Below are 17,491 nucleotides of genomic sequence, written 5' to 3'. Positions count from 1 at the left end.
GGCGGCAGCGCGTGCCGCGCGGGGCCGGCGCCGGCGGCCGCTTCGTCGCCGGCGCGGCGCGCCCAGTCGGCGATGGCCGGATGCGCGTCGGCGAGCGTGCGCGTGAGCCCGAACAGCTCCGCGAGGTTCATCGCCTCGTCGAGCAGCGCGCGGCCGTCGCCGCCTGACTGTTCGCGCGCGAACGCGCCGAGCGCCATGATCTCGATGCGCGCCTGCCCCATGCTCATTTCACGGGCCAGCACCGCCGCTTCGTCGAGCGCCGCGCGCGCGTCGTCCCAGCGGCGCGCGGCCAGCGCCGCACCCGCATGCGCGCTCGCCTGCAGCAGCACGACCGGGCGCCGCCACAACGGGCCGTGCGACGGAAACTCGGCGGCCGCGATCGCATCGATCCGCTCGACGAGCGCATGGCAGGTCGCCTCGCGATAACGCGCCGCGTGAATACGCACCTGTTCGGCGAGGCTCGCGACCGACAGGCGCGGCAGGCGGCGCGCGACGCCCATCGCGTCGAGCGCTTCGAGCAGGTCGATCGCGCGGTGCTCGACGCCGCGCAGCAGCGCGATGCGCGCGGCGGTGCGATAGCCGAGCAGCACGGTGTCGGGCGTACCCGCATGTTCGAGCACGTCGAGCCGGTTCGCGAGCAACGCGGCGGCCTGGTCGACACGGTCGGCCTCGTACGCGAGCGCCGCGCACATCGCCGCGAGCATGCAGGTGAGCGGATGGCGGCGCCCGAGATCGGCTTCCGCGCGTGCCAGCGCCGGCGACAGCGTGTCGTCGGCCAGCCGGACCTGGCCTTCGCGCAGGTAGCTCAGGCCCGTGATCAGCTCGCCCCAGCGTGCGACGTAGCCGAACCCGGCCGCCGTCTCGCCGCGTGGCGCGGCGTGCTGGAAGCGGCGCGCCTGCGCCGGTTCGCCGACGATGATCGCGCGCGCCGACAGCCGGTTCGCGTGCATTTGCGCGAGCCAGGTCGCCGCCGGCGGCGTGAAGTCGGCCCACGGTTCGAACAGCTCGACGAAACGGTCGATTTCGTCGGCGTAATACGCGGCCGCGCTGAGGATCAGCGCGCATTCGTAGCGCATCGCCGCGGGTGTGCCGGTGTCCGCGAGGATGCCCGCGATCTGGCGCTGCGCCTCGACGTGGCGCTCGCCGAGCGCCAGTGCCCACGCGACCGCGATGCGCAGCGTCGGGCGCTTGTCGAGCTCCGCGTCGGGCAGCAGCGCCAGCCAGTCGAGCACGTCGTTGATGCGGCCCTGCTTGATCGCATCCTCGAGGCAGCGCTGCGCGAGCCCGTACGCCACCTCGAACTGGCCGGCCGCATACGCGTGGCGCGCGGCTTCCTCGGTCATCCCGTGCGCGTCGAGCCAGGCGGCCGCACGCGCATGCAATCCGTTGCGCCCGGCGTCCGCGGCGAGGCGGTCGCGCAGCGTGTCGCGCACGAGCGGATGCAGGCGGCACCAGTCCGAATCGTCCGACGCGATGAACAGCGGCGTGTCGCGGGCGAGCCGCGCGAGACGGCCGGGCGCGTCCGCGTCGTCGAGCAGCGCGGCGCACAGCGACGGATGCAGGCGATCGGCGACGCTCGTGCGGATCAGGAACGCCGTGTCGTCGGCCGACAGGTTCGCGAGCAGCAGCTCGACGAGGCGGTCGCGTGTGCCGTCCACGCGGGCGGCGAGCGCGTCGACCGCCTGGCGCGGATCGGCCGAGCGCGCCATCGCGGCCATCGCGAGCTGCAGGCCGAGCGGCCAGCCGTCGACGCGTTCGAACAGCCGCGCGCACGCGTCGGCGTCGACCCGCTGCGCAAAACGCGCGCCGACCAGCGCGATCGTCTCGTCGAGCGTGAAGCGCAGCCAGTCGGGGCCCGCGAGCGTGCATTGCCCGCCGGCGAGCAGGTCGCCGGCCGTGTGGTCGAGGCCGCGCCGCGCGGCGACGACGACATGCAGGTTTTGCGGCGCATTGTGCAGCACGTAGGTCAGCGCCTCGAGGCCGGCCGGCGGCAACCGCTCCGCATCGTCGACGATCAGGAGCGCGTCGATCGACAGCTGCGCGACCTCGGCCAGCCAGGCGGTCACGCCCTCGAGCGCACGCGCCGCGTCGGCCGCGCCGGGCGGGATCAGGCGCCCGAAGCCGGGCCGGGCGCAACCGGTCCGCACCGCCTGCACGAGCCCCTGCAGCAACCGGGGCGCATCGTCGCGCTCGTCGGCCGACAGCCATACGACCGCGCGGCCGAGCGCGAGGGTCTCGCGACGCCATTGCGCGAGCAGCGACGTCTTGCCGTAACCGGCCGGCGCCTGCACGAGCGTGACCGGCCGGCCGTCGAAAGCGGGCGACGCGAGGCTCAGCCGCGCGCGGGCCAGCAACTGCGCCGGCACGCGCGGCGCGGTCGTCTTCAGGACCAGTTCGGTGGGAGGCGCGTCGGCGCGAGCGGGTGGGTGGGCCATCGGGCAGCAGTGGGAATCCGGCGGTGCCGTGCGGGCCAGCATCCGGGGTGGGTGTGGGGGGAAGGATCGGCCGAACCGCGTTCGCGCGTCAATCCCCCCCGCGACGAGTGGGGCCGTACCGGCACCGCGTCGATAGCATGGGTTCCGATTCACGACGAACGCAACGAGGAGAGGGCCATGAACATCGTATCGACCGGCACGCGGCGCAACGCGTCGCTCGCCGGATAAACGGAGCGGCACGATGTACCGCCATCTGCTCGTGACGGTCGACGGCGCGCCCGGCGGCATCGACGCGATCGGCCATGCGCTCGAACTGGCGCGCGCGGTCGGCGCCCGGGTCACGTTCCTGCTGGCCGGCGCCGCGCCGGCCTCGCGTTTATCCGGAGCGCGGCTGCCGGAACACGGTGCGAAAGTGGAAGCCGCCGCGCGGGCGCAGGGCTTGTCCCATGTGATCGCGGGGGCCGGCCTTCCGGGGGCCGGCCATCCGGGGGCCGGCGACGCGGCACCTGCCGCGCTGGCGGCCGAACTCGGCTGCGACCTGATCGGCGTTGCGGCGCTGCCGCACGATGCCGATGCGGCGGCCTGCGCGCAACGGCGGCACCTGCTCGCGACGAGCGGTGTACCGGTGCTCGTGTGCACGTCGCGGCGCACGCCGGCCGAGGCGCGCGTGATGGCGCGTTGCCTGGATGCGCATCGCGCGGTCGGCGAGTTGCTGCATGCGCTGATGGCGTACGGCGCGGACGCGGATGTGGACGTGGATGCACAGCAGCAGCGGCAAGCGAGAGACGCGCAGCGTGGCCTGATGGCGACCGACGCACACGCGGACGTACCGCTGCGCCACGCGGCCGACGCGCAGCGTGCGCTGGCATCGCTCGCCGCGTTGCAGCGCGCCCGTGTTGGCACGGCCGCCGAAGCGCAGCTCTTCGCGGCATTGCGCGTGCGTGCGGAGTGCGTCGCGGCCGAACTGGACGAACTCGACCGCCAGCGGCAGCGCGATGCGCAAGCGCTCGATGCGCTCGAGCGAATCGCCGCGGACGGCCTGCCGTCGGCCGCGTTCGACGCGGCGCTCGCCCGTTATGCGTACGGCGCGTTCGAGCAGATGGGGCGGATGGAAGGCGTGATTTTCCCGGCCGCGCGACGCTACCTGGGCGACGCGGACTGGGCCGGACTGGACGACCCGCTGGCGGACGGCGCAGCCGCGACGCCGCCGGGCATGAACGAACCCGACGATGCGCGGCGCGCATCCGACTGACAACATACGGAGAACACGATGGCACATGCAGTGCGATTCCACGAAACCGGCGGCCCCGACGTGCTGCGCTGGGAAGCAGTCGACGTCGGCGATCCGGGTGCCGGCCAGGTGCGCCTGCGGCACGAGGCCGTCGGGCTGAATTTCGCCGACACGTATTTCCGCAGCGGCCTGTATCCGGTGCCGCTGCCGGCCGGGATCGGCGTCGAGGCGGCCGGCGTGGTCGATGCGGTCGGCCCCGGCGTGACGAACGTCGCCGTCGGCGACCGCGTGACGTACACGGGCTTCCTGAACACGCTCGGCGCGTACAGCACCGAGCGGCTGATCCCCGCCGCGCCGCTCGTGCGGCTGCCGGCCGGCATTTCGTGCGAAACGGCCGCGGCGATGACGATGCGCGGCCTGACGTCGGCCTACCTGCTGCGCCGTATCCACGCGTTCGCGCCGGGCGACACGATCCTGCTGCACGCGGCCGCCGGCGGCGTCGGGCTGATCGTGTCGCAATGGGCGAAGCTGCTCGGGCTCACGGTGATCGGCACGGTTTCCAGCGAGCACAAGGCCGCGATCGCCCGCGCGCACGGCTGCGACCATACGATCGACTACAGCCGCGAGGACGTCGCGAAACGCGTGCGCGAGCTGACGGACGGCGCGGGCGTCGACGTCGTGTTCGACAGCGTCGGCAAGGACACCTTCGAAGGCTCGCTCGATTCGCTGAAGCGGCGCGGGCTGATGGTGTGCGTCGGCACCGCGTCGGGCCCGATCCCGCCGTTCGATCCGCAGCGCCTCGCGATGAAGGGCTCGCTGTACCTGACGCGCCCGGCGCTGGCCGACTACATCGCCGATCCGGCCGAGAAGAACGACCTGGCCGGCGAACTGTTCGCGCACGTCGCGGCCGGCCGCATCAGGATCGAAATCAACCAGCGCTACGCGCTGCAGGATGCCGCGCAGGCGCACCGCGATCTCGAATCGCGCAAGACGACCGGTTCGTCGGTGTTCATCGTCTGAGGAGACGCGCATGCGAGTCGAACCCCTGACCTGCGCGCTGGGCGCGGAACTGCTGGACGTGAGCCTCGCCGACGCCGTGCACGACGACGGCCTGTTCGCCGAGATCCGCGCGCAGCTGCTGCGGCATCGCGTGCTGTTCCTGCGCGACCAGGACATCACGCGCGCCGAGCACGTCGCGTTCGCGCGGCGCTTCGGCGAGCTCGAGGATCATCCGGTCGCCGGCAGCGACCCGGAACACCCGGGGCTCGTGCGGATCTACAAGTCGCCCGACCAGCCGAACGACCGCTACGAGAATGCGTGGCACAGCGATGCGAGCTGGCGCGTGGCGCCGCCGTTCGGCTGCGTGCTGCGCTGCATCGACGGTCCGCCGGTTGGCGGCGACACGATGTGGGCGAACATGGTGCTCGCCTACGAGCGCCTGCCGGACCACGTGAAGCAGCAGATCGACGACCTGCGCGCGCGCCACAGCATCGAGGCGAGCTTCGGTGCGGCGATGCCGATCGACAAGCGCCTCGCGCTGAAGGCGCAGTACCCGGACGCCGAGCATCCGGTCGTGCGCACGCACCCCGAAACCGGCGAGAAGGTGCTGTACGTGAACGCGTTCACCACGCATTTCACGAACTACCACACGCCCGCGCGCGTGCGGGTCGGGCAGGACGCGAATCCCGGCGCCGGCCAGCTGCTGCAATACCTGATCAGCCAGGCATACATCCCCGAATACCAGGTGCGCTGGCGCTGGAAGAAGAACAGCGTCGCGATCTGGGACAACCGCAGCACGCAGCATTACGCGGTCATGGACTACCCGCCGTGCGTGCGCCGGATGGAGCGCGCGGGCATCGTCGGCGACGTGCCGTTCTGAGCGCGCTCGCACCCTAACCGATTCGCCACGCCGAACAACGCGCCGGGCCCGCCGCCCGGCGCGGCGGGATACGCACGCCCGTACGCCTGCACAAAAACGATTTCCACTGGAGGACGACATGCAATTTCTCGACGATTCGCTGCACCCGGAAAACCAGGACAAGGTAGTCATCACGGTCGCGCCGTATGGCCCCGAATGGATGCCCGCCGATTTTCCGGAAGACATTCCGGTGACGATGGACGAGCACGTGCAGAAGGCCGTCGACTGCTACAACGCGGGCGCGACGGTGCTGCACCTGCATGTGCGCGAACTCGACGGCAAGGGCAGCAAGCGGCTGTCGAAGTTCAACGAGCTGCTCGGCCGGCTGCGCGAGGCGGTGCCCGACATGATCCTGCAGGTGGGCGGCTCGATCTCGTTTGCGCCGGAAGGCGACGGCGCGGAAGCGAAATGGCTGTCCGACGACACGCGCCACATGCTCGCCGAGCTGACGCCGAAGCCCGACCAGGTGACGGTCGCGATCAACACCGTGCAGATGAACATCACCGAGCTGATGAACCGCAAGGACATCGCCGGCACGTCGCTGAACGAAGCCGCGCTGTGGGACGCGTACCGCGAGATGACCGTGCCGGCCGGCCCCGGCTGGGTCGACGAGCACCTGCGCCGCCTGCAGGCGGCCGGCATCCAGCCGCATTTCCAGCTCACCGGCATGCATGCGCTGGAAACGCTCGAACGGATCATCCGCCGTGGCGTCTATCGCGGCCCGCTGAACGTCACGTGGGTCGGCATCGGCGGCGGCTTCGACGGCCCGAATCCGTACAACTTCATGGAATTCGTGCGGCGCTGCCCGGACGGCGCATGCATCACGCTCGAATCCCTGATGAAGAACGTGCTGCCGATCAACACGGTCGCGATGGCGCTGGGCCTGCATCCGCGCTGCGGGATCGAGGACACGATCATCGACCAGAAGGGCAACCGGATGACCTCGGTGCAGCAGGTCGAGCAGTGCGCACGGATCGCGCGCGAACTCGGCCGCGACATCGCGACCGGCAAGGAAGCGAAGGCGATCTACCGGATCGGCGTGCAGTACGACGGCATCGACGAGACCCTCGCGCAGCTCGGGATGGCGCCGAACCGCCGGCCTGGCCAGCCGAACGTGCCGCTGCGGGCCGCCTGACGCGCCGCGCATCCGCGCATCCGCGCATCCGCGCATCCGGGCCCGCGGCCATGGCGGCCGCGGCCCGCCGATCGTTGTGGCGTGGCACCCATCCCCGCGCGTGATGCGGGGGCGGACTCCGGTCAACGGAGCGGGGCCACGCAAGCCGCGCCGGAGCACGACCGCTCCGGTGCCGGAGGAGACACGCATGCTGATCCATCATGTCGAGCCGTCGATCCAGGACGTCGCCGCCGCCGGCCGGCGCGCGCCCGCCTATGCGTGGCTCGTGTTCGGGCTGACCGTCGGCCTGCTGCTGTCGGACTACATGTCGCGGCAGGTGCTCAACGCCGTGTTCCCGCTGCTCAAGCAAGCATGGGCGCTGTCGGACACGCAGCTCGGTTCGCTCTCCGGCGTCGTCGCGCTGCTGGTCGGGCTGCTGACGTTTCCGCTGTCGGTGCTCGCCGACCGCTTCGGGCGCGTGCGCAGCATCGTGCTGATGGCCGCGCTGTGGAGCGTCGCGACGCTCGGCTGCGCGCTGTCGACCCATTACACGGAGATGCTCGTCGCGCGCGGCCTCGTCGGGCTCGGTGAAGCCGCGTACGGCAGCGTCGGCGTCGCGCTGATCCTCAGCATCTTCCCGGCGCGGCTGCGCGCGACGCTGACCGGCGCGTTCATGGCCGGCGGCGCGTTCGGCTCCGTGTTCGGCATGGCGCTCGGCGGGCTCGTCGGCGCGCATCTCGGCTGGCGCTGGTCGTTCGGCGTGATGGCCGCGCTCGGCATCGTGCTGCTCGTCGCGTATCGCTGCGTCGTGACCGAACGGCGGCTCGCCGCATATCGCTCTGAATTCGGCACCGAATGCGGCGCCGAACCCTGCCGGCGCGACAGCGACACGCCGCGCGACCTGCGCGGCAGCGTGCGCGTGCTGATGTCGGGGCTGTTCGCGTCGCGTTCGGTGATCTGCGCGTATCTCGGCAGCGGGCTGCACCTGTTCGTGCCGGGCGCGCTGTTCGCATGGCTGCCGAGCTACCTGAACCGCTACTACGCGATGGCGCCCGACCGCGCGGCCGTGCTCGCCGCCGGCTTCGTGCTGCTCGCGGGTATCGGGATGGTCGGCTGCGGGATCGTCACCGACCGCGTCGGCAAAACCGACGGCAAGCGCAAGTGGCTGACCGCGATCGCGTATTGCGTGCTGACCGGCGTCTGCCTCGCGGTCGCGTTCCGGCTGCCGCCCGGGCCGCTGCAGCTCGCGCTGATCTGCGCGGGCATGCTGGTCGGCGCGGGCGCGTCCGGTGCGTCGGGCGCGATGGTCGCGAACCTGACGCCGGCCGCGATCCACGCATCGGCGTTCGCGACGCTCACGCTCGCCAACAACCTGCTCGGCATGGCGCCGGGCCCGCTGCTGACGGGGTGGGCCGCCGATCGCGCCGGCCTTGTCGGCGCACTCCAATGGATTCCCGTCGTGCCGCTCATGGCCGCCGTGCTGTTCGCGATCGGACGCGCGAGCTATGTGGCCGACCTCGCGCGCGTCGAACGCGAACGACGCGCGTCCAGACTTTCCTGAACGCTTCGGAGGCTGCATGACCCTGACGACCGCACCCACCATCCTGATCGTGCCCGGCTTGCGCGATCACGTCGAAGACCACTGGCAGACGCACCTCGAACGACGCCTGCCGAACGCACGCGCCGTCGCGCCGCTCGAAGCCGACAAGCTGAGCCGCGCCGCACGCGTCGCGGCGCTCGATGCGGCGCTGGCCGCGATCGACGGCCCCGTGATCCTCGTCGCGCACAGCGCGGGGGTGATGATTGCCGTGCACTGGGCGCGGCAGGCCACGCGCGAGATCCACGGCGCGCTGCTCGCGGCGCCGGCCGATCTCGATACGCCGATGCCCGCCGGTTATCCGGCGCCCGACGCGATCGACGCGCACGGCTGGACGCCGGTACCGACCGGGCGGCTGCCGTTTCCGAGCATCGTCGCCGCGAGCCGCAACGATCCGCTCGCGCGCTTCGATCGCATCGAAACGCTGGCGGCAGGGTGGGGCAGCAGGCTCGTCGATCTCGGCGAAGTGGGGCACCTGAATCCGGCGTCGGGGTATGGCGAGTGGAGTGATGCGGAACGGTTGATCGGCGAGGTGATGGCGTTGGGTGAAGGCGATTCAGGCTTGAGGAATTGATATTCGGGCATTGTTTGCCGTCCTCGGGCCGTTTTCGTCCATTCATCGGGCGCCATGACTGACAGCGACGCGACCGCTCCATCCGATTGACGGACAAGCGGCCGATCGCTGTCATTTTTTGCGGAATGCCGTCACGGATCCCAAACGAAAGGTGCTGTACGGCGTTGCGTTGAAACCCCGCACGATCATCCGTCCTACCCACGAGGCCAAGGCTTCGACCGAAGCCGAGGAGGACGACGTCCCGCGCGGCGCGAAATCATTTCCGGCCACCGGGACGTGTTGATCGCGCTGAAGAACCGCTGATTTGCCGGGCCTGCCGAACGCTGACGGCACCGATCCAGTCGGGGCCAGTTGAATCCACTTCGCCGGGATTGCCCCGGCAGAGATATGACGTCGCAAGACGACTGGGCATCCAGCCGCGATCCCGGCCCATCTTGCCGGGTAATCAAACTGGCACTCACCGGAAGGTGTTTGTCAGGGAAAGTCCCGCCCCGGCCACCTCGGTTTTTTGTTGACCGACATCGTATAACGCCGTCATGATTTCCTGAAAAGAAAGGTCCCATCCACCGACCGAAGTGAGGAGACATGAACGCCACCACGATCGCTCGCCGTGTCCGCCGGATCGCACTCGCCGTGGGCTTCACGCTGTCGGCCTCGGCAGCCGTTGCCGCCCCCGTATCGCTGAACATCGTCGATGTCGCGGGCAACCTGCAACTCACGCAGAAGGCCATCGAAGCCTTCAGGGACAAGAACCCGACCCTCGTGTCGAGCGTCACGTTCACGAACGCGCCGGCGCCGCAGCTGCCGGGCAAGATCAAGGCGATGCAGGCGGCGGGGCGCGCCGACATCGACCTCGTGCTGACGGGCACCGACGCGCTGGCCGCCGGCATCGAGCAGAACCTGTGGCTGAAGGTGCTGCCCGACAACGCGGGCGCATTCCCCGGCGTGCTCGACCGGTACGCACCCGGCCCGCGCAAGATGCAGGACCTCGCACAGGGCTTCGGTCTCGAAGTCACCTACATGCCGGCCGGCCCGCTGCTCGAATACAACCCGGCGAAGGTCAGCGACCCGCCGAAGACACCCGACCAGTTGCTCGCGTGGTGCAAGGCGCATCCGAACAAGCTGATCTACGCGCGCCCGGCGAACTCGGGCCCCGGCCGCACGTTCCTGATGGGGCTGCCGTACGTGCTCGGCGACAAGAACCCGCAGGACCCGATCAACGGCTGGGACAAGACCTGGGCGTTCCTGAAGCAGCTCAACGACTGCGTCCCGTACTACCCGGGCGGCACGTCGGCAGTGATGAAGGAGCTCGGCGAAGGCACGCGGGACATGACCGTGACCGTCACCGGCTGGGATCTCAACCCGCGTGCGCTCGGCATCGTGCCGGCCGAGTTCCGGGTCCAGGCGTTCGACAACATGACGTGGGTCAACGATGCGCACTACATGGTGATCCCGAAGGGCGTGCCGAAGGACAAGCTCGACGTGCTGTTCAAGCTGATGAACTTCCTGCTCGAACCGGCGCAGCAGGCGATGACCTACGACGACGGTTACTTCTATCCGGGCCCGGCGGTGAAGGGCGTGACGCTCGAAATGGCGCCCGCGCACAGCCAGGAAGTGATCCGCAAGTTCGGCCGCCCGGAATACGCGAAGCTGCTGGCGGATCGCCCGCACGTGCAGCCGCTCAGCGCGCAGGCGATGGTCGCCGCGTTCCAGAAGTGGGACCGCGAGATCGGTTCGCAGAAGTCGAAGTGACGCATGGGCCGGCGGGCGCCGCGGCGCCCGCGTCGATGGAGTTCGCGCAATGAAGCAGAGTTTCGAACGGCTGCGGCTCGATGGCGTCAGCCGCAGCTTCACCAATGCGGAAGGTGCGCAGGTCGCCGCGCTGAACGGGCTCGACCTCGAGATCCGGCGCGGCGAGTTCATCGCGCTGCTCGGCCCGTCGGGCTGCGGCAAGTCGACCGCGCTGAACTGCATCGCGGGGCTGCAGCCGCTCACGAGCGGCGGCATCTGGCTTGACGACACGCGCATCGACGTGCTGCCGCCCGAGCGCCGCGGCTTCGGGATGGTGTTCCAGAACTACGCGCTGTTTCCGCACCTGTCGGTGCTCGACAATGTCGGTTTCGGCCTCAAGATGCGCGGCGTGCCGAAGCAGGAAACGCGGCGGCGCGCGCAGCAGGCGCTCGAACTCGTGCAGCTCGTCGGCCACGAGGGCAAGCTGCCCGGGCAGCTGTCGGGCGGGCAGCAGCAGCGCGTCGCGATCGCACGCGCGATCGTCATCGAGCCGCCGCTCGTGCTGATGGACGAACCGCTGTCGAACCTCGACACGAAGCTGCGCATCGAGATGCGCGCCGAGATCCGCCGCATCCACACGCAGCTCGAACGCGCGACGATCTACGTGACGCACGACCAGGACGAGGCGCTGTCGATGGCCGACCGCATCGTCGTGATGAAGGAGGGCGTCGTACAGCAGGTCGCGGCACCGAAGGACGTCTACACGCGCCCGCACAACCTGCACGTCGCGCGTTTCATGGGTTATCGCAACGTGCTGCCGTTCACGCTCGACGGGATGGCCGGCGGCCACGTAAACGTCAGCGCCGCAGGCGTGCGGCTCACGGGCGTGCCGATGGCCGGCTTCGACACGAAGGACGTCGCGGTCGCGCTGCGTCCCGACGACATCGAGCGCGCGGCAGACGGCGCCGACAACGCGTTCGACGCGACCGTCGAAACGGTCGAATACGGCGGCCGCGATTCGCTGATCCGTGCGGCCACGCCGTTCGGCCCGATCTGGGCGCGCGTGGCCGGCGAATTCGCGGAAGGCGAGCATTTGCGGTTATGTGTTGCGCCGTCGCGCACGCTCGTCTATGCGGGAGACGCGCGATGAACGGCCGCCGCATCGCGTGCACCGCAACGCGCCACCGGGAGGCCGCGTGAGCACGCTCCCGGCCGGCGGCACACCGCGCGACGCGAAAGCATGGCTCGTCGCGCCCGCACTCGCGTTCATCGTCGCGCTGTTCGTCTATCCGTTCGCCTACGGTCTCGTGCTGTCGTTCCAGCCGATGAACAGCGGCGGCGCGTTCGCGAACTACGTGCAGTTCTTCACCGACACCGCGATGTGGCCCACGGTGCTCGTCACGCTGAAGCTGGCGGTGCCGGCGACGCTACTCAACGTCGGCGTCGCGGTGCCCGTCGCGTTCGCGCTGCGCCGCAATTCGCCTTACCAGAAGTTCGTCACGACGCTGCTCGTGATTCCCGTCACGCTCGGCACGGTGCTCGTCGCCGACGGGATGCTCACGTATTTCGGGCCGAACGGCTGGTTCCCGCAGGCGTTGCAGGGGCTGCACCTGTACACCGACGAAGTGCGCCTCACGCACAACTACTGGGGCGTGCTGCTGTCGCTGATCGTGTCGGGCTTTCCGTTCGCATTCCTGCTGATGCTCTCGTACATCAGCGGCATCGACCCGACACTCGCGCGCGCGGCGGCGACGCTCGGCGCGAACCCGTGGCAGCAGTTCCGGCGGATCTACCTGCCGCTGCTCGTGCCGGGGCTCACGATGGCCGCGTGCCTGTCGTTCGTGCAGGCGTTCTCGGTGTTCCCGTCGGCCGTGCTGCTCGGCGCGCCGGCCGGGCCCACGCGCGTGATCTCGATCGCGGCGGCGGAAGCGGCGTTCGAGAGCTACGACTATTCGCTCGCGTCGGCGATCGCGATCGTGATGGGTTTCGTGCAGCTGCTGGTGGTCGCGTCGATGCTCGGCGCGCGCCGCTTCTTCTATACCGGCGCGGTGACGGGGGGCAAGGGCTGATGGCGACCGACAATCATGCCGCCCGCGCGTGGCCGCCGAAGCACGATGCGCCCGATCCGCCCGACGTGCGGCCCGCCGACGCGAGGAAACCGCGGAAGATGGCAAGCCATCTCGCCGGCCGTGCGTGGCACGCGCTCGTCTGGGGGCTGATGGCGTTCTTCCTGCTGAACGTGATGCTGCTGATCGCGACCGTCGCGGTGAACTCGATCGCGACACGCTGGTTCGGCACGCCGCTGCCGCAGGGCTTCACGCTGCACTGGTACGCGAAGGCGTGGGCGGACTTCCAGCTCGCGAGCGTGCTGTGGGTGACCGTCGAGGTCGTTGGCGCGGTCGTGCTGCTGTCGATCGCGCTCGGCGTGCCGGCCGCCTATGCGCTCGCGCGCGTGCAGTTTCGCGGCAAGCGCTTCGCGCTGCTGGTGTTCCTGCTGCCGCTGATGGTGCCGCCCGTCACGTACGGGATCCCGATGGCCACCGTGATGTACAAGGTCGGGCTCGCGGGCACGCTGCCCGGCGTGATCCTCGCGAACCTCGTGCCGGCGCTGCCGTTCGTGATCCTCGTGATGACGCCGTTCATCGAGCAGATCGATCCGAATCTCGAAGCCGCCGCGCGCATCTTCGGCGCGAACACGTGGCGTTATTTCCGCCATGTGCTGCTGCCGCTGCTCGTGCCCGGCATGCTCGCGGCGGGGCTGCTCGTGCTGGTGCGCACGATCGGGATGTTCGAGCTGACCTTCTTCACCGCGGGGCCGAGCACGCAGACACTCGTCGTCGCGCTGTATTACGCGGTGTTCTCAACCGGTGTGCGCGCGCCGCAGTCGATCGACGCGATGGCGATGATCTACATGGCCATCACGCTCGTGTGGGTGGTCATCGCGCTGCAGTTCGTGAGCCCGACGCAGCTCGTGAGCCGCGTGAAGCAGGAGCGGCAGTAGGGGCGTCAGCAGGCGCGGGCGAAGCGGAGGGGCGATCGCGCCCGTGCAATTGGTTACAAATGGATACCGCGCACGATACGCGGACGTTGCAGACTACGCGGCGTTCACCCGATAACGGATATCCATGAAGTTCCAGACGCTGCTGACACTCGCCGGTGCATCGACTCTCCTGGCCGCGTGCAACCTGCTCCACGACGGCCCCGGATCGGGCGACGTCGATGCCGCCGTGCGCCGCGCGCTCGAGGCGGAAAACCACGGCGGGCTGAACGCGCTGTTCGGCCAGCCGCTGCCCGTCTCGGCCGATGTCGTGTCGGCGAAGCCCGACGGCGACTGCAAGAAGGTCGGCGATCGCACCTACTCGTGCGACGTCGTGGTCACGTGGCGCAATACCGACTACAAGCCGTCGCGCGCGAACCTGACCTTCGTGAAGGCCGCCGACGGCTCGTGGCAGACGTCCGGCGTCGACGCGGCGATCGTGACGGGCACCGCGAAATCGCTGGTCGACCAGATCGGCAAGGCATGGCCCGGCAATGCGGCAAGCGGCGCGTCGGCACCGCAGTGACATGGTGACGCGGTGACCTGCGAGGGCAACGAGCGGGGCGTTTCCCTCCGGTAATACGCGGCCTGTCGCGCCCGAACGCCGCGCCACGCCTTCCACCGACTTCACGCCACCGACCGATTGCCCGCAAGCGGATCGCCGGATGCACCGGGGCTGGCGCACCGCGACCGGGCTGGTGGCCGGACACGGTTGCCGGCAGCGCCAATACGGCGCGAACCCCGCAACCGGTCGACCCATCCTGTTCGATCGACACTCAGGCGCGGACCGGCAGGGAAAAAGGGCGCGAGCATCTTGTCCGCGCGCGACCGAATGCATCCTCGGTATGCGGGCCGACTTATAGGGAAAACCCTAATTTCGAGATATAATCACGGCCTAAGTGATAGGTCGAACCATGCCTGAACGTTTCCAAACCCTTGAAAAATTTGTGTTTTCCCTCGTCGTGATGTCCGCGGTCGTGTGCTCGGCATTCCTCGCGTACGAGCGTCACCCCGAGATCAAGATCGCGCTGCACGAAGGCGAAGCGCTGATGCGCGAGAGCGCCAAGTATTCGGTCATCTGCTCGCCGTCCAAGGTCGATCCTTGCGTCGAGATGTCCGCTTACTGAAACGCGCGCGTTCGGGTCGGGATCAGCGCGCCGGGTGGTGCGCTGCAGCCAAAGCCGGCGAGATCCAGTGCGCGGCCCGACCAGCGTCAGGCCGGCCCTGCAGCATCGGCGGCCCGAGTTCCCTGACGTAGCGCTCATCGGGCATTCAGAAACCCGCTGCAAGACAGGGCGGATGCATGAGCCCGATGCACAAACCCGCTACGTGCCGGGTCACTGGCGTAAGCAACTCCCGATCCAAAGCCCCGCTTCGAGCAATCGAGCGGGGCTTTTCTCGTAGAGCCGTCGAAACGATCTCCGCGCCTGCGCATCACACTACATGCGTCGGAGCGCCCTCGACGAACGCGGCGACATTGTCGACGAGCTGATCGGCGAGCGCCTGCATCGCCTCGTCGCTCGCCCACGCGACGTGCGGCGTCAGGATGAAGGCCGGATGCGACAGGATCGCGTGGAACGGATGCGCGGCCGGCAGCGGCTCCTGCGTGACCACGTCGAACCCCGCGCCCGCGATCTGCCCCGACTGCAACGCGTCGACGAGCGCGTTTTCATCCACGAGCCCGCCGCGCGCGGTGTTGATCAGCAACGGCCGGCGTGCCATCCGCGCGAACGCGGCCGCGTCGATCAGGTGTCGCGTCGCGGGCGTGAGCGGACAGTGCAGCGTGATCACGTCGCTGTCCCGAAGCAGCGTGTCGAGCGGCGCGTAGTCGTCCCCCGATGCATCGCCGTGCGCGGCGAACCGTACCCGCATGTCGAGCGCGCGCGCGATGCCGGCCACCGCGCGCCCGAGCACGCCGTCGCCGACGATCCCGAGCGTCGAGCCGGCCAGGTCGCGAATCGGATGATCGAAGAGGCAGAACTGCCCGCTGTCGAGCCAGCGCCCCGCGCGCACCGCGTCGCGGTACGCGACGAGGCTGCGGCGCAGCGCGAAGATCAGCGCGAACGTGTGCTCGGGCACCGTGCGGACCGCATACCCGCGAATATTGCTCACGACGATGCCGTGCGCGGCACACGCGTCGAGATCGACGATGTCGGTGCCCGTCGCGGCGATCGCGATCATCCGCAGGCGCCGCGCGTCGGCAAGCGCCGCCGCGTCGAGCCGCACCTTGTTGGTCACGACGATGTCCGCGTCGCCGATGCGTGCAGCGACTTCGTGCGCGGCCGTCCGCTCGAACGTGCGCAACACGTGCGGAAACGGGAACGGCTTCAGCACGGTTTGCGGTGACAGCGTCGCGCGGTCGAGGAACACGATCGTCGCGGGAGAGGAAACGGAAAACATGGCGGGCCTCGCTGGCAGGCGCCCGGGGCGGGCGCGGAACGGGTTCGATTCTGCCGGCGGCACGCGGGCCGTCGTTTGACCGTTGCGCGAGTGCGCTTTCCCGGATGGAAAGGCTGGCGCACCGCATTTGTGAACGGACGCGGCGCACGCCTTTCCGTTTCGGAAAGGCTGGTTGAGCATCGATCGATTTTCGCCGGGCGGGAACGCCGTCATGATCGCCGTCATCGACAACACGCTTTCATCGGAGACAACCATGACACGGCCCCTCGACGGCATCCGCGTGCTGGAACTCGGACAACTGATCGCCGGCCCGTTCGCGGGCCGGATGCTCGCCGAATTCGGTGCGGACGTGCTCAAGGTCGAGCCGCCCGCGCTCGGCGACCCGCTGCGCAAATGGCGGCTGCTGCACGACGGCACGTCGGTCTGGTGGGCCGCGCAGTCGCGCAACAAGCGCTCGCTGACGCTCGACTTGCGCACGCCCGAAGGGCAGGACGTGGTACGCCGCCTCGTCGCGGAAACCGACGTGCTGATCGAGAACTTCCGGCCCGGCACGCTCGAAGGCTGGGGGCTCGGCTGGGACGCGCTGTCCGCGATCAACCCTGGGCTCGTGATGCTGCGCGTGTCGGGCTACGGCCAGACGGGCCCGTACCGCGACCGTCCCGGCTTCGGCGTGATCGCCGAGGCCATGGGCGGCCTGCGGCACCTGACCGGCGAGCCGGGCCGCACGCCGGTGCGCGTCGGCATCTCGCTCGGCGATTCGCTGTCGGCGCTGCACGGCGTGATCGGCGTGCTGCTCGCGCTGCGGCATCGCGAGCAGCAGGGCGGCAAGGGGCAGGTCGTCGATGTCGCGCTGTACGAGTCGGTATTCAACATGATGGAAAGCCTGCTGCCCGAATACTCGGCGTTCGGTGCCGTGCGCGAGGCGGCCGGCAGCAGCCTGCCCGGCATCGCGCCGACCAACGCATATCGCTGCCGCGACGGCCGGTATGCACTGATCGCCGGGAACGGCGACAGCATCTTCCGGCGCCTGATGGAGTTGATCGGCCGGCCCGATCTCGGCAACGATCCCGCGCTCGCGCACAACGACGGGCGCGTCGCGCAGGTCGAACGCATCGACGCGGCGATCGGCGCGTGGAGCGCGCGGCACGATCTCGACGCGGTGCTGGCCGCATTGAACGACGCGCGCATCCCGTCCGGGCGCATCTACGACGTGGCCGACATCGCCGCCGATCCGCATTACCGCGCGCGCGACATGCTCGTCGATGCCGCGCTGCCCGACGGCACGCCCGTGCTCGTGCCCGGCATCGTGCCGAAGCTCGGTGCGACGCCCGGGCGCATCGAGCGCCCGGCGCCCGCGCTGGGCGCGGATACCGACGCGGTACTCGAAACGCTCGGCATCGATGCGGCGACGCGCGGCGACTGGCGCACGCGCGGCGTGATCTGAACCCGAACCA

General features: G+C 69.8%; 15 protein-coding genes. 13 read left to right on the top strand and 2 right to left on the bottom strand.

From position 1 onward, the window contains the following. A partial coding sequence (locus L810_RS17615) for an AAA family ATPase (RefSeq protein WP_042975125.1) occupies window positions 1-2,435 on the bottom strand: 2,435 nt, incomplete at its 3' end. A gap of 241 nt (window positions 2,436-2,676) precedes the next feature. Between L810_RS17615 and L810_RS17610 the strand changes: the two genes are divergently transcribed. The 12 genes from L810_RS17610 (at window position 2,677) to L810_RS17555 (ending at window position 14,764) form a co-directional block, all read left to right on the top strand. Next, entirely contained in the window at window positions 2,677-3,687 is a 1,011-nt protein-coding gene (locus tag L810_RS17610; RefSeq protein WP_021159634.1) for a universal stress protein, read from the top strand. 18 nt (window positions 3,688-3,705) lie between these two features. After that, window positions 3,706-4,686 carry a quinone oxidoreductase family protein gene (locus L810_RS17605; RefSeq protein WP_021159633.1) on the top strand — a complete coding sequence of 327 codons (981 nt, stop codon included), beginning with the start codon at window positions 3,706-3,708 and terminating at the stop codon, window positions 4,684-4,686. Between the two features lie 10 nt (window positions 4,687-4,696). After that, window positions 4,697-5,545, top strand: a complete 849-nt coding sequence (locus L810_RS17600) for a TauD/TfdA dioxygenase family protein (RefSeq protein WP_021159632.1) — start codon at window positions 4,697-4,699, stop codon at window positions 5,543-5,545. Between the two features lie 118 nt (window positions 5,546-5,663). After that, entirely contained in the window at window positions 5,664-6,719 is a 1,056-nt protein-coding gene (locus L810_RS17595; protein WP_021159631.1) for a 3-keto-5-aminohexanoate cleavage protein, read from the top strand. A gap of 187 nt (window positions 6,720-6,906) precedes the next feature. Beyond that, on the top strand, window positions 6,907-8,259 hold the full coding sequence (locus tag L810_RS17590; RefSeq protein ID WP_021159630.1) for an MFS transporter: 1,353 nt from the start codon (window positions 6,907-6,909) through the stop codon (window positions 8,257-8,259). Window positions 8,260-8,275: 16 nt separating this feature from the next. Then, window positions 8,276-8,869, top strand: a complete 594-nt coding sequence (locus tag L810_RS17585; protein WP_021159629.1) for an RBBP9/YdeN family alpha/beta hydrolase — start codon at window positions 8,276-8,278, stop codon at window positions 8,867-8,869. Window positions 8,870-9,454: 585 nt separating this feature from the next. Continuing rightward, window positions 9,455-10,621 (top strand): extracellular solute-binding protein, encoded by a 1,167-nt coding sequence (locus L810_RS17580; RefSeq protein WP_042975123.1) that lies wholly within the window; start codon window positions 9,455-9,457, stop codon window positions 10,619-10,621. A gap of 49 nt (window positions 10,622-10,670) precedes the next feature. Then, a complete protein-coding gene (locus tag L810_RS17575; RefSeq protein ID WP_021159626.1) occupies window positions 10,671-11,750 on the top strand; it encodes an ABC transporter ATP-binding protein in 1,080 nt (359 codons plus the stop codon). Window positions 11,751-11,796: 46 nt separating this feature from the next. Further along, window positions 11,797-12,669, top strand: coding sequence for an ABC transporter permease (locus tag L810_RS17570; protein ID WP_021159625.1), 873 nt, complete (start codon window positions 11,797-11,799; stop codon window positions 12,667-12,669). Beyond that, entirely contained in the window at window positions 12,669-13,601 is a 933-nt protein-coding gene (locus tag L810_RS17565) for an ABC transporter permease (protein ID WP_021159624.1), read from the top strand. Before L810_RS17570 ends, L810_RS17565 begins: the two co-directional genes overlap by 1 nt. A gap of 124 nt (window positions 13,602-13,725) precedes the next feature. Then, window positions 13,726-14,163 carry a hypothetical protein gene (locus tag L810_RS17560; protein WP_021159623.1) on the top strand — a complete coding sequence of 146 codons (438 nt, stop codon included), beginning with the start codon at window positions 13,726-13,728 and terminating at the stop codon, window positions 14,161-14,163. A 388-nt stretch (window positions 14,164-14,551) separates the two neighbouring features. Beyond that, window positions 14,552-14,764, top strand: a complete 213-nt coding sequence (locus tag L810_RS17555) for a hypothetical protein (RefSeq protein WP_006497261.1) — start codon at window positions 14,552-14,554, stop codon at window positions 14,762-14,764. A 307-nt stretch (window positions 14,765-15,071) separates the two neighbouring features. Here the strand turns inward: L810_RS17555 and L810_RS17550 are convergent, their stop codons facing one another. Further along, on the bottom strand, window positions 15,072-16,037 hold the full coding sequence (locus tag L810_RS17550) for a D-2-hydroxyacid dehydrogenase (protein ID WP_042975120.1): 966 nt from the start codon (window positions 16,035-16,037) through the stop codon (window positions 15,072-15,074). Window positions 16,038-16,290: 253 nt separating this feature from the next. Between L810_RS17550 and L810_RS17545 the strand changes: the two genes are divergently transcribed. Beyond that, window positions 16,291-17,481 (top strand): CaiB/BaiF CoA transferase family protein, encoded by a 1,191-nt coding sequence (locus L810_RS17545; RefSeq protein ID WP_042975146.1) that lies wholly within the window; start codon window positions 16,291-16,293, stop codon window positions 17,479-17,481. Window positions 17,482-17,491: the final 10 nt, after the last annotated feature.

The sequence above is a fragment of the Burkholderia sp. AU4i genome (genome assembly GCF_000466765.1).
GTDB lineage: Bacteria > Pseudomonadota > Gammaproteobacteria > Burkholderiales > Burkholderiaceae > Burkholderia > Burkholderia cepacia.
Note: the sequence above shows the minus strand (reverse complement) of the source record. Positions and strands in the feature narration are given on the sequence as shown.

Bases quoted from the DNA above. Each gene is read 5' to 3' on its own strand.
- L810_RS17610 (WP_021159634.1), top strand. From the start codon at position 2,677: ATGTACCGCCATCTGCTCGTGACGGTCGACGGCGCGCCCGGCGGCATC.
- L810_RS17580 (WP_042975123.1), top strand. From the start codon at position 9,455: ATGAACGCCACCACGATCGCTCGCCGTGTCCGCCGGATCGCACTCGCC.
- L810_RS17565 (WP_021159624.1), top strand. From the start codon at position 12,669: ATGGCGACCGACAATCATGCCGCCCGCGCGTGGCCGCCGAAGCACGAT.
- L810_RS17545 (WP_042975146.1), top strand. From the start codon at position 16,291: ATGACACGGCCCCTCGACGGCATCCGCGTGCTGGAACTCGGACAACTG.
- L810_RS17555 (WP_006497261.1), top strand. From the start codon at position 14,552: ATGCCTGAACGTTTCCAAACCCTTGAAAAATTTGTGTTTTCCCTCGTC.
- L810_RS17605 (WP_021159633.1), top strand. From the start codon at position 3,706: ATGGCACATGCAGTGCGATTCCACGAAACCGGCGGCCCCGACGTGCTG.
- L810_RS17600 (WP_021159632.1), top strand. From the start codon at position 4,697: ATGCGAGTCGAACCCCTGACCTGCGCGCTGGGCGCGGAACTGCTGGAC.
- L810_RS17590 (WP_021159630.1), top strand. From the start codon at position 6,907: ATGCTGATCCATCATGTCGAGCCGTCGATCCAGGACGTCGCCGCCGCC.
- L810_RS17550 (WP_042975120.1), bottom strand. From the start codon at position 16,037: ATGTTTTCCGTTTCCTCTCCCGCGACGATCGTGTTCCTCGACCGCGCG.
- L810_RS17575 (WP_021159626.1), top strand. From the start codon at position 10,671: ATGAAGCAGAGTTTCGAACGGCTGCGGCTCGATGGCGTCAGCCGCAGC.
- L810_RS17560 (WP_021159623.1), top strand. From the start codon at position 13,726: ATGAAGTTCCAGACGCTGCTGACACTCGCCGGTGCATCGACTCTCCTG.
- L810_RS17585 (WP_021159629.1), top strand. From the start codon at position 8,276: ATGACCCTGACGACCGCACCCACCATCCTGATCGTGCCCGGCTTGCGC.
- L810_RS17595 (WP_021159631.1), top strand. From the start codon at position 5,664: ATGCAATTTCTCGACGATTCGCTGCACCCGGAAAACCAGGACAAGGTA.